Source organism: Achromobacter sp. GbtcB20, from assembly GCF_019091095.1.
Lineage (GTDB): Bacteria > Pseudomonadota > Gammaproteobacteria > Burkholderiales > Burkholderiaceae_B > Achromobacter > Achromobacter mucicolens.
On record NZ_JAGXJZ010000223.1, the window covers coordinates 1 to 480 of the forward strand.

At 62.3% G+C, this 480-nt stretch carries 1 protein-coding gene and 1 pseudogene; one reads left to right on the forward strand and one right to left on the reverse strand.

The genetic code is table 11. The features are described 5' to 3' along the window. A pseudogene (locus tag KVT32_RS28695) lies at positions 1 to 186 on the forward strand (TetR family transcriptional regulator); the annotation flags it as partial. A gap of 114 nt (positions 187 to 300) precedes the next feature. On the opposite strand, the gene KVT32_RS28700 reads toward KVT32_RS28695, so the two are convergent. Then, a partial coding sequence (locus KVT32_RS28700; protein ID WP_305864209.1) for a transaldolase family protein occupies positions 301 to 480 on the reverse strand: 180 nt, incomplete at its 5' end.

Sequence of the window (480 nt, forward strand, 5' to 3'; positions counted from 1 at the left end):
CTGCGCGACGGCATCGGGGAAGGGCAGGTCCGCGCCGACATCGACGTGCACCTGGTGGCGCTGGGCCTGTGGTCGATGATGGACGGCATGATCCGCAACTGGATGTTCGAACCCGCTTCCTTCAGCCTGCTCGACTCGGGCGCCAGGATCCTCGTCGTCTACCTCGCCGGCCTGCGTGCGTCCTGAACCGGACAAACGATACGCCGATGAAAGAAGCACGGCCGGATGGCACGAACGATACAACCATATAAATAAAAAAAGCGCGGCCGGAGCCGCGCTTGTCGTTGCCTGCGCGCCCGATCAGCGCAGTTCTTCGATCATCTCCTTCAGCTTGGCCGAATCGGCCACGAAGGCGCGGATGCCTTCGGCCAGCTTCTCGGTCGCCATCGCGTCTTCGTTGAGCATGAAGCGGAAGCTCTTCTCGTCGACGGCGATCTTCTCGATCGCGGCATCCGCATCCGTCACCAGCTTTCGCTCGAC